The organism is Flavobacterium sp. HTF (assembly GCF_003105115.1).
Classification (GTDB): domain Bacteria; phylum Bacteroidota; class Bacteroidia; order Flavobacteriales; family Flavobacteriaceae; genus Flavobacterium.
Map to the genome: position 1 here is coordinate 1 of NZ_QETH01000058.1, position 11,721 is coordinate 11,721.

Below are 11,721 nucleotides of genomic sequence, written 5' to 3' on the forward strand. Positions count from 1 at the left end.
TCGGGAAGGCCGCAGGTTCGAATCCTGCCACCCCGACAAAAGTCTTTTCATTTATTTGAAAAGACTTTTTTTTTATGCTAAATATTGATTTTCAAACGAATTACAGGAATTGTGAAAGGTTATGCGTCCCGATTTGCAATCGGGAAGGCCGCAGGTTCGAATCCTGCCACCCCGACAAAAGTCTTTTCATTTATTTGAAAAGACTTTTTTTTTATGCTTAATATTGATTTTCAAACGACTTACAGGAATTGTGAACGGTTATACGTCCCGATTTGCAATCGGGAAGACCGCAGGTTCGAATCCTGCCACCCCGACAAAAATCGTTTCTGTAATTGCAGAAAGGATTTTTTCATTTATACAATGTTTGAAATTCTCTATTTTAGAATAGCAAAAACTGATTATCGGGCTTCTTAAATCCGATAATAAAAACTTACTTTTGTGCTCATTATTAACACAATCATATTATGTCAGATACAATCGAAAAAATTAAATGCCTTATTATAGGTTCTGGTCCTGCAGGTTATACTGCTGCTATTTATGCTGCCAGAGCTAACATGAATCCTGTTTTATACCAGGGAATGCAGCCGGGTGGTCAATTGACGACGACAAATGAAGTAGAGAATTTTCCGGGTTATGTAGATGGGGTAACCGGACCTGAAATGATGGTTCAGTTACAGGAACAAGCTAAACGTTTTGGAGCAGATATTCGAGACGGATGGGCTACAAAAGTTGATTTTTCAGGAGATATTCATAAAGTTTGGATTAACGATTCAATTGAATTGCACTGTGAGACTGTTATTATTTCTACAGGTGCTTCGGCTAAATACTTAGGATTGCCATCTGAACAACACTATTTAAATATGGGAGGCGGGGTTTCTGCCTGTGCCGTTTGTGACGGATTTTTCTACCGTAACCAGGAAGTTGTAATTGTTGGAGCAGGAGATTCTGCATGTGAAGAAGCGCATTATTTATCTAAACTTTGTAAAAAAGTTACGATGTTAGTAAGAAGCGAAAAATTCAGAGCTTCTAAAATTATGGAAGAGCGTGTACGCAGAACCGAAAACATTGAAATTTTAATGAACCACGATACTCTTGAAGTGGTAGGAGACAATCAGGTAGTTCATGCTATTAAAGCATTAAACAAAACTACAGGTGAAGTTATTGAAATTCCGGCAACCGGATTTTTCGTAGCGATTGGCCACAAACCAAATACAGATATCTTTAAAGATTATATAGCACTTGACGAAACTGGATATATCGTAAATACTCCGGGAACATCAAATACCAATGTTGCCGGTGTTTTTGTTGCGGGTGATGCTGCAGACCATGTTTACCGTCAGGCAATTACTGCTGCAGGTACAGGTTGTATGGCAGCTCTTGATGCTGAAAGATATTTAGCTTCAAAAGAGTAATTTTTTTAGTTTCAGGTTTTCGGAACATCTTAAATTTTATAATAAAAAAATCCCAATCTAATTTAGATTGGGATTTTTTTTGGTTTTATATTTAAGTGTCTTTATTTCGACTTGAAACCTGAAACAAGAAAAACCTGAAACAAATTATAATTATTTTAATTTCTTAATCAGTTTTGCTTCTTCAGAAAAACGGGTTAACTCTATTTTTGGGTTTCCAAGCAGAGAAAGTTCTGCTTTATCTCCAATTGCTATTGAAACCGCTATTTCAGCTAAAATGATTCCTGTTGAAGAATTTTCGGCAGTAATGTTAGATTCTTTTAAAGTAAATTTTGTTCCTGTAAAAACCGAATTGTTATCTAAGCGAATTGTTGCTTTCTCGGCGATACCTTCTATATTTGCACTTGCTTTTTGATATAAATCACATTTGAATTTTATAGCAGATACCAGTGATTTAATGGAAGAATTTTTGCTTAACTGCAAACTCGCATCTTCTGCTTTTAGATTTAATTCTGTTTTTGATTTGTCATTAGCAATCAGATTGAATTTTTTCGAATTGACATTCAAAAATAATTTCGAATAATCCATACTGTTAAAGGTTATGTCGTCTAACTGGATTTCCTGAATTGCATAGATAACAGCATCATTTTTTGCAATTACATTTTTAAGGGATTTAGTATAGGTAACACGTACAACCAGTTTTTTAAAAATGGTGCTTTCTTTTGAAGTATATAATCGTAGCGTTCTTTCTCTCAAATCCATTCCGATAATATCGTGCAGGTTATCGTCGGCTTCAATTTTGATTTCGTTTTTCTCGCCCTGTTCCAGATAAACTTCCAGATTATCATCGGCTTCAATACCGTCAAATTCCCCAACTTCCTTAACAGAAGTTGTTACGACTTTAGACCCCTTAATTTTTTCTCTTTTTTGTGCAAAACTTAATGTTGTGACTAATAATAATAGGAGTAAGGCTGTATTCTTTTTCATTATTCTATGTTTTGATTTTAGCAAATATAAAAAAATCATCCACTTTCGATGAATGATTTTTTTTATATTAACACATAAATAAGGTTTATCCCTGACTTACGCTTCCGCCTGAGCTGGAAGTTCTTTCGATATTTTTAGGTGCAGTGTCATAATTAACACTTCCTCCGCTGCTTGCATCTGCTTTAAGACTCACAATAGGGTGAACGTTTACGCTTCCACCGCTTGATGCATCTGCTTCAACTTCATTGGCCAATAATTTTTGGGCATCTATACTTGCTCCGCTGGATGCTGAAGTTTTAAATTTTAATGCTTTTCCTTCAATATTGATATTGCTTCCACTACCTGAATCACAAGTGATGTTGTCAGATTCAATGTTTACATCCATTGTAGCTGCGCTTGATGTTTCCAGAGTTATGTTTTGTCCCTGAATTACATTTTTACTTTGTACAGATGATGCACTTGAAGCTTCTAATTTATCAATGACAGGCATTTTTACAGTTACCTTTTTCATCGTAACATTATTAAAAGAATTAAACTTGCATTTAATTACCAATGTTCCGTTTTCAACCGTTGTAATGATTTCTTTTTGTAAATTATCATCAGCTTCAACGGTAATTTCGGTAGAATCTGATTGTTCGATCACTAAGTCAATCGCATTGCTCACAGACACATTTTTAAAATCTCCCTGAACAATTCTTTTTTCAGTAGTAACATTTCCGCTGCCTTCAATTGAATTCATTTTGTCCACAAAATTACATGAGGTAAATAATAGTGCGGTGATAGTTGCAACAATAAATTTCGTAATATGAATGATTATCTTTATCATGGTTTTAGTTAATTTTGATTATTACTCCGTTTTTATCAGTGGTTAATTTTCCGTTGGTTTTTTTTCCGTTTAAAACTTCTTTACCATTTATTTTAATTGATACTTCTTTTACAGTATCATTATCAATAGTATTTTCTTCGTCTTCTACATCGTCATAATCATTTTCATCTGCCGGGCAATCCAGACATTTGATTTTAGAACCTTGTACTTTGTAGTTGTAGTTTCCACTAAAGTGTAAGTTGAAAAAATCATCTTCAGAATCATCATAATCCTGTACAGAAGTGTCTGGTTTAAATAACTGACCTTCTGGTAAGTACAAATATACATCAACTTCCTGTCCTCTGAATTTATTTTTTACGTCTGTCAGAAAATAATTATCCAGTACTAAATGATTTCCGTTAAGTTCAATTTTATAATCAATTTTTTCAGCTCTCTGTTTTGCCGTTGTAAAAGAATTTCCTCTTGCACTTTTTTCTATCTGTAAATAAGCAGTTGCCTGATCAGTATGCAAAACATGTAAACGGACATCTGTAGAATAGATTAACTGGTGGTTTGCAGAATCCTGTACAAATTCAAAATCTCTGTGGTGATTCAAATCTTTTGCGTAATAATCGTTGTATCTGAATTTTACAAAAAGTGTATCCGTTGGGTTAACAGTGATTTCTTTTTTCTCCACTGTTTTGCCATCATAAGACAATTCAGTTGCTTGTTTTATTCCAACGCTAATGGCGATTGCAACAGCAATAATCCAAACAGCCAACAAAGTGTATTTTGTGATATTCCCTATCGGTTTTAACTCCGGAGACAATAATTTGAAGCCTAAAAGAGTCAGAAAGAAAAATGGAATTCCTACTGCAAAGAACATTAGTAAACCAAATGCCCAGATAGGATAATCAGTAAAGTTTCCTGCATCTACAAAGTTTTGCCATGGAAATTCAATAAAGATATTTGTTCCCAGAGTAAAAACCCCGATCAGCAATAAAATCAAAACAGAAAGACCTGACATGATTAAAAAGACTCCTAATAATTTAGCGAAGATTTTAAAAACCGTCATAATAAAGTCTCCAAATGAGCTACTTATTCTCTCAGCTCCCGACTTTACCTGGTTTCCCATTTTGTCATAATCTGCATTTTTAAATCTGTCAGATAATGAATCAATTTCTTCACGTACTTTTTTTTCGATGTTTGAAATTGTAACCGGCTCTCCCGTCATTTCTAATTTCTCAGATGTTGTAATCGCTTCAGGAGTTACAACCCAAAGAACAAAATAAGCTAATATTCCGGTTCCGAAACCTGCAAAAACAAATATTAAGAAAACAATTTTTATCCATACAGAGTCAATTCCAAAATAATGTCCAAGTCCTGTAGCAACACCACCGATCATACCTTTTTCTTTATCACGGTATAACTTTTTGTGTTTTCTTGCACCATAGTTATTAAAGGACTGGTTTGATTTTTCTTCATCCTCAATAATGTAGTCTTCAGGCTGTCCCATAACGGCAATCACTTCATCAACATCTTTCAGTCCTACAACATGTTTCTCGCTTTTTTGTTTTTCTGTTAATAATTCAGAAACACGCATTTCGATATCTTTAATGATTTCATCTTGTCCTGATGAATTGTTAAGCGATCTTTTTATGGCGTCAAAATAGCGGGTTAGTTTTAAATATGCATCTTCATCTATGTGAAAAAACATACCTCCTAAGTTAATATTTACTGTTTTGTTCATGACTTATTGATTTTGATTGGTGATTAGTTTTACGGCGTCAGACAATTCTGTCCAGGTACCGCTAAGTTCGTTTAAAAATGTTTGTCCTATTTCGGTTAATCCATAATATTTTCGCGGTGGCCCTGAGGTCGATTCTTCCCAGCGATAATTTAGTAAACCATCGTTTTTTAACCTAGTTAACAGCGGATAAACTGTTCCTTCAACAACTAGTAATTTGGCGTTTTTTAAAGTGTCTAATATTTCTGATGTATAGGCATCTTTTTCTTTTAATACAGATAAGATGCAAAACTCAAGAACACCTTTGCGCATCTGTGCTTTTGTGTTTTCAATGTTCATAATTTCATTTTGTTTTTTTTAGATTGAACAATTCGTTTTTTGATTGATGATGATGATTGATGATTGATTTCGAATTTATTCTGTTAGAATTATTCCGTATATCGTATAACTTTTAACCTTTATGAGATTACTTTAAAAAAGAAATCGTCATAGGATATTTGTAATATTCTCCGTTAGATGCTTTTATAGAAGCATAAATCACTAAAAAGAATTCAACAATTTTTAATAACCCAAAAAGTAAAACTGCTGTTGCTCCAATACTTAATAATCCAATGTTTCCGTCAAAATTAAAATTTCTGATTACGAAATCTTCGTCGTTAAAAACGGCTTCCATCGGAAGGTTCTGAAGAAATACAATTACAAAAATCGGAATGGCGATCAATGCTAGAATTAGAGTGTAAAGCAATAAACTCAATTGGAAATTTAGTGCCTGTTTTCCATGATGATTCGCAAATTCTGACTTGTCTTTATAACTTGACCAGATTAATATCGGAAAAATATAATTTCCGAAAGGAATAAAATATTGCGTCAAAGTGCTTAAGTGTGTGAACGTTGCAGTGTTCTTTTCTGATGTTGTTTCCATGATGAGTGGTGTTGTTGTTTCCATGATTAAAAGTATATAGTAATTTCTTATGCAAATATATATCTAAAAGACAGTATCTTGTTTTGCATAGTACCAAATATTAACAAAATATTAACAAATTTAAGATTCGATTTATGATGAAAAAAGAATGAAAATCAATGCGAATACCAGTGTTTATAAGCGTTTTATGAAAGTAGTAGTAATTTATTGTGCGCGCATAGTTTTTTTGTATTTTTACATAAAAAAATAAATCTTATGGCAGTTTCAGTTTCCAAACTCAACAAATTTGTATTATTTAAATTACCATCAGCGTACTTTTGTGGCGTTCGGGTAAAAGCGATTGACAAGGATAGTTGTATCGTAAGTGTCAAACACCGCTGGATCAATCAGAATCCTTTTAATTCGATGTATTTTGCTGTTCAGGCAATGGCTGCAGAATTAACAACAGGGGCATTGGTAATTTCACAAATTCAGGAAAGCGGTAGAAAAATCTCTATGCTGGTAGCAAACAACAAAGGTAACTTTACCAAAAAAGCTACCGGTCGAATCACATTCGTGTGCAATGACGGACATCTGATTGCCGAAGCAATTAAAAAAACAATCGAAACTGGAGAAGGCCAGACTTTCTGGATGAAATCTATCGGATCAAATGAAGAAGGTGTACAGGTTTCTGAAATGGATTTTGAATGGAGTGTGCGTTTGAAATAAGTTTACTGTAAAATAAATATATAAAAGACCTGCTTTAAGCAGGTCTTTTTTTATGAAGTAAGGTTTTGTTTTTAGTTTGTAATTATTTGAAAATCAGTATTTTTTGTTTGACTTGGTTATTTTTATAATTTTTCTTTTGTAATTTTATTGGAGAATTACCCAGTTTAAAATATTCATACAATCTTCATTAAAAGATAATAATTTCACATCCAGATTTGAATTATATTTGCAGGAATAATAGTATAAATTATTTGCCCGAAAATTAAAAGAGCATAAAATTTTCACAGTAGATTTTAGGTAAAATACAATTTTGATTGCTTTTTCAACAATAAAATTCGTCATAAAACACGAGCAGAATTATGGATGATAAAAAACAAATATTTCAGACAATAAACCAAAAAAGATGGAAGACTTTTCAATGGTCTAGCCGGCTGATTTTGTTTATTCTTATTTTAATGGTTCCTATTTTTTTCATCACCCTAAAAAGAGGACTAAAACCGCCATTACCGCTTTTGGCAAACAAATCCAAGGCTGGACATAGTTTAGAGAATCCTGTTATTCCTAAAAATTTAAGTGCCAAAGAGCTCAAAAAGTTTAAAGGGTTTGATTATTATTTAAGAGAAAAAACGAAAATCCAAAAACTTGAAAATCATTCTGTTTCTCCCAAAACGACTTCAGAAGTCCGGGCCGCATTTTATGTCAACTGGGATCCACAGAGTTTGTTTTCTCTTCAAAAAAGTATTGATAAAATCAATATGGTTGTTCCGGAATGGTTTTTTATCGATCCTAAAACCGATCTGCTGCGGACAGAAATAGATACAGCAGCGCTAAAAGTAATGAAAAAGGGAAAAGTAAAAATACTTCCCTTAATTAATAATATTAATGAATCATTGGGAGAGGGTGAATTTGATGGTGATCTTATTCATCGTATCCTTCATGATAAAAATAAACGGGAAAGACTTATCAATGATATTGCCAAAACATTAAAGAAATATGATTTACAGGGAATCAATATTGATTTTGAGGAATTTAAAGAAAACAGCGATGAGCCCATAATTACTTTTCAAAAAGAATTATATGAAAAACTGAACCCGCAGGGGTACCTGGTTTCGCAGGATATTATGGCCGGTGATGATGATTTTAATGTAAAAGAGCTGGCAAAATACAATGATTACATGTTTTTAATGGCTTATGATGAGCATTATGCCAGTAGTATTCCGGGAGATATCAGCAGTCAGAAATGGATTGAAAGAATAGTAGATAAAACTGCAAAAGAAACTCCGTCGGACAAGATTATTCTTTGTATTGCCGGTTACGGATATGACTGGCAGGAAAAAAAAGAAGGAGAAACCGTTACTTATGATGAGGCAATTGCAATTGCAAAACAGCATAATGCGGTAATAAAATTTAATAACGACAGTTACAATAACTCTTTTCATTACACAGACAGCAACGGAAAAAAACATGAGGTTGATTTTGAAGATGCTGCCACTAATTTTAATACAATAAGATTTAGTGATGAATATGGTTTGGCCGGAACAGCCTTGTGGAGGCTGGGAAGTGAGGATCAGAGACTATGGAGCTATTATCAGCGAAGTTTAACAAACGAAAGCCTAAAGAAAAAACCTTTCGATTTTAAAGTTTTGAAAAGTGTAAATACCCGAATCGAAAGTCCGGCTTATATTGGTGATGGCGAAATACTAAATGTAATTGCCGATCCCGCACCGGGAAAAATAGAATTGGAAATCGATAATGATGAAACGATTATTACCGAACAAAAATATGTAGAATTACCCACCAAATATGTGATTAGTAAATTTGGAAATGTGCACAAACAAGTCATTTTAACGTTTGATGACGGACCAGATCCTGTATATACACCACAGATTTTGGATATTTTGAAAAGAGAAAAAGTACCGGCTGTATTTTTTGTTATTGGTATTCAGGGGGAAAGTAATATTCCTTTATTACAAAGAATTTACAAAGAAGGGCATGAGATAGGGAACCATACTTTTACGCATCCTAATATTGCTCTCGTGAGCCCGGAAAGAGCCTCGGCAGAAATGGAAACGACCAGATTATTGATCGAAGCTGTTACAGGAAGGAGCACGGTACTTTTTAGAGCTCCTTATAATGCAGATGCTGAGCCAACAACGGAAGCAGAACTAAAACCAATTGCCTTAAGTAAAGCTCAGAATTATTACACAGTAGGAGAAAGTATCGATCCCAATGACTGGGAAAAAGGGGTCAGTGCCGACTCCGTGTATGTCAGAACAATAAAACAATATGAAGCAAATCCTGAAAAAGGAATTATTTTGCTCCATGATGCGGGAGGAAACAGACAGTCTACAGTTGAGGCTTTGCCCCGAATCATAAAATATTTTAAAGACAAAAATATTCAGTTTACAACAGTTTCTCATTTGCTTGGCAAAACTAAAGAAGATATTATGCCGGAGGCAAAAGGGCAGTTTGTATCACTTGACAATTTTATTTTCGATTTTGGATATTGGTTTGGACATTTTATTACGGCAACATTTTGGGTGGCTATTTTTCTGGGTTTCCTGCGTATTGCACTGATGGCGGTAATGGCATTTATAAAGAGATGGAAAGATCATACACATCCGCCGGTTTATAAATCTTCGATGGGCGATTTTCCAAAAGTAAGTATTATTGTTCCGGCTTATAATGAAGAAATAAACGCCGTAAAAACAATCGAAAATTTATTGGGACAGGATTATCCCGATTTTGATATTGTTTTTGTAGACGACGGATCCAAAGACAGAACTTTTGAGATGATCAGAAATGCTTTTGAAAATAATCCAAAAGTAGAGGTACGTACCAAACCAAACGGAGGAAAGGCTTCGGCACTGAATTACGGTATCTCACTGACAAAAAGTGAATATGTAATTTGCATTGATGCTGATACACAACTAAAAACCGATGCCGTTTCGCAATTAATGAAAGGATTTAGAATCCAGTTGAAAAATGATGAAGAAATTGGCGCTGTTGCCGGAAATGTAAAAGTAGGAAATGAAAATACAATGCTTACCAAATGGCAGAGTATTGAATATACAACAGCTCAGAATTTTGACCGTCGAGCGTTCGATTTAATTAACGGTATAACAGTTGTGCCGGGTGCAATTGGCGCATTCAGAAAAACGGCAATAGAAAAAGCGGGAGGTTTTACAACCGATACCCTTGCAGAAGATTGTGATCTGACGATTCGCATTTTGAGAAATGACTATCATATCATAAACTGCATCGAAGCTGTCGCTGTGACAGAAGCCCCGGAGAGTTTAAAAGAATTCATGAAACAGCGTTTCCGCTGGAGTTATGGTATTATGCAGGCTTTCTGGAAAAACAGGGATGCGTGTTTTAATCCAAAATATAAAGGTTTAGGAATGGTGGCATTGCCCAATATTTTGATTTTTCAGATCGTACTGCCCATTTTTGCACCTTTGGCTGATCTGGTTCTTATTTTAAGTTTAATCTGGAATCACAATGATCCCGACAGTCTTCATAAAATATTGATTTATTATATTGCTTTTATGCTGGTCGACATGCTGGTGAGTGTAATTGCCTTTATTTTTGAAAAAGAAAAACTAACCAAATTAATCTGGCTGATCCCGCAGCGATTTGTTTACAGACAGTTGATGTATGTAATTTTATTCAGGGCATTAAGAAGAGCCATAAAAGGAGAAAGCCAAAGTTGGGGCGTGCTTACACGAACAGGAAATGTAGGGACTGTTAAGTAATTTTTTAAAGAGAGTATATAAAAAAGACCTCAACTTGAGGTCTTTTTATTTTTAATAAAATCTTATTAAGCTTTAGCACAACAAGATTTTTTGTCTTTTTTAGTTTTTCCTGCATCACAGGTTTTTCCTTCTGCTTTGCATTTTGCTTTACATTTTTGAATTTCTGCGTCAGTCATTTTTTTAGATGAATCTGATTTTTTTGAGGAGCATGATTCTTTTTTAGCCGGTTCTTTTTTGGCAGGTTTCGTTTCCTGAGCCTGAATTCCTAAGGAGAATAAGGCAATGGTTAAGATGGTGATTACTTTTGTCATTTTTTTTTGATGGTGTTAGATTTTTTTTTGATGAATCAAATATAACAGGATTTAGGGTTTGTAAGAATAGGAGCATTGTTAATGTTTTTGTAAAGTTGATTTGAGAAACTAAGCGATATTTTACAGCTACAACTTATTGCGTTATTACACTTTCCTAAATTCATTTCCATAAACGTTTATGACTATATTTTCTTCTTCTAATATTTCAAAAAAGGTAAGCATATCGCTAAATGGATTTTTAAAATATTCGGTTAAATGCTGTAAGCCAGGAGTGGTTTTTAGAAATAGATAAAAAAAATACGGGTCAAGATTGGTTATGTTTTCCTTGTTTCCAAGTGAAACTTCAAGGCTTTGTCCGGTCACAATGTGGTCAAATAAACAATGTTCTCCATGAACATTAAAAGACCATCCTTCCGAAAGAGTGTCTTTTCCATTAAATAAATCGGCATTTTCAATTTCGTAATAATGCCCCTCGTTAATCTTCTCTTTTTCCGGCTGATCCGTTTCTGTGATTAATTTATCTATTAAAATTTTAGCGATAGCATTATAACTATCCATGGCAATTAATAACTCGTTTATTATTTCCTGAGGTAATGAATTCATTAATTGGATTACTTTAAAAATTAAATCTTTTCTTTTGCACGTTGTTTATCGCCCCATTCTTTCAGGTGATTGATAAACGGGATAAGTTCCATTCCAATATCAGTTAATGAATATTCTACTTTTGGCGGAACTTCATGATATACTTTTCGGGAAACCAATTCATCATCTTCAAGTTCTCTTAAAGTCTGTGTCAGCATTTTTGGAGTTACATCAACAAGGGTTTTACGCAATTCGCCATAACGAAGGATTGTTTTGTTGCTCAAATTCCACAAAATACGGCCTTTATATTTACCTCCAATTCTCTTAAAAGCATAATCTACAGAGCAAACTACATCTGTACAGCCGTCAGTATAATTATTTTTTGGCATTTTTTTAATTTTTAAAACATTGATAATCAATATTAGTATACTTTTGGTATGTAGATTACAAAAAAGTGCATACTTGTGGTAAAGATACTGATATTATACTTTTGTA

11 protein-coding genes are annotated in these 11,721 nt (G+C 33.9%); 3 read left to right on the top strand and 8 right to left on the bottom strand.

Annotated elements, in window-relative coordinates:
• Positions 1–464: 464 nt before the first annotated feature.
• Positions 465–1,412, top strand: coding sequence for a thioredoxin-disulfide reductase (gene trxB / locus DCO46_RS15650; RefSeq protein ID WP_116753445.1), 948 nt, complete (start codon positions 465–467; stop codon positions 1,410–1,412).
• A 150-nt stretch (positions 1,413–1,562) separates the two neighbouring features.
• Here trxB and DCO46_RS15655 read toward each other — a convergent pair whose 3' ends face one another.
• The 5 genes from DCO46_RS15655 to DCO46_RS15675 form a co-directional block, all read right to left on the bottom strand.
• Positions 1,563–2,396, bottom strand: a complete 834-nt coding sequence (locus tag DCO46_RS15655) for a GIN domain-containing protein (RefSeq protein WP_116753446.1) — start codon at positions 2,394–2,396, stop codon at positions 1,563–1,565.
• A gap of 85 nt (positions 2,397–2,481) precedes the next feature.
• Positions 2,482–3,222 (bottom strand): head GIN domain-containing protein, encoded by a 741-nt coding sequence (locus tag DCO46_RS15660; protein WP_116753447.1) that lies wholly within the window; start codon positions 3,220–3,222, stop codon positions 2,482–2,484.
• A 4-nt stretch (positions 3,223–3,226) separates the two neighbouring features.
• Positions 3,227–4,951 carry a PspC domain-containing protein gene (locus DCO46_RS15665; protein WP_116753448.1) on the bottom strand — a complete coding sequence of 575 codons (1,725 nt, stop codon included), beginning with the start codon at positions 4,949–4,951 and terminating at the stop codon, positions 3,227–3,229.
• 3 nt (positions 4,952–4,954) lie between these two features.
• Entirely contained in the window at positions 4,955–5,287 is a 333-nt protein-coding gene (locus tag DCO46_RS15670) for a PadR family transcriptional regulator (RefSeq protein WP_017498072.1), read from the bottom strand.
• Positions 5,288–5,414: 127 nt separating this feature from the next.
• Positions 5,415–5,894, bottom strand: a complete 480-nt coding sequence (locus DCO46_RS15675; protein ID WP_243416327.1) for a DUF4870 domain-containing protein — start codon at positions 5,892–5,894, stop codon at positions 5,415–5,417.
• A gap of 231 nt (positions 5,895–6,125) precedes the next feature.
• Here DCO46_RS15675 and DCO46_RS15680 point away from each other — a divergent pair, with 231 nt between their 5' ends.
• The gene (locus DCO46_RS15680; protein WP_116753449.1) at positions 6,126–6,578 is read left to right on the top strand and encodes a DUF4442 domain-containing protein; all 453 of its coding nucleotides are present in this window, start codon (positions 6,126–6,128) and stop codon (positions 6,576–6,578) included.
• A 455-nt stretch (positions 6,579–7,033) separates the two neighbouring features.
• Positions 7,034–10,333, top strand: coding sequence for a polysaccharide deacetylase family protein (locus tag DCO46_RS15690; protein ID WP_243416329.1), 3,300 nt, complete (start codon positions 7,034–7,036; stop codon positions 10,331–10,333).
• A 65-nt stretch (positions 10,334–10,398) separates the two neighbouring features.
• Here the strand turns inward: DCO46_RS15690 and DCO46_RS15695 are convergent, their stop codons facing one another.
• From DCO46_RS15695 to DCO46_RS15705, 3 genes are all read right to left on the bottom strand, one after another.
• A complete protein-coding gene (locus DCO46_RS15695; protein WP_116753452.1) occupies positions 10,399–10,644 on the bottom strand; it encodes a hypothetical protein in 246 nt (81 codons plus the stop codon).
• Positions 10,645–10,788: 144 nt separating this feature from the next.
• Positions 10,789–11,247 carry a DUF6896 domain-containing protein gene (locus DCO46_RS15700; RefSeq protein WP_116753453.1) on the bottom strand — a complete coding sequence of 153 codons (459 nt, stop codon included), beginning with the start codon at positions 11,245–11,247 and terminating at the stop codon, positions 10,789–10,791.
• Between the two features lie 20 nt (positions 11,248–11,267).
• Positions 11,268–11,615 carry a winged helix-turn-helix transcriptional regulator gene (locus DCO46_RS15705; RefSeq protein WP_116753472.1) on the bottom strand — a complete coding sequence of 116 codons (348 nt, stop codon included), beginning with the start codon at positions 11,613–11,615 and terminating at the stop codon, positions 11,268–11,270.
• Positions 11,616–11,721: the final 106 nt, after the last annotated feature.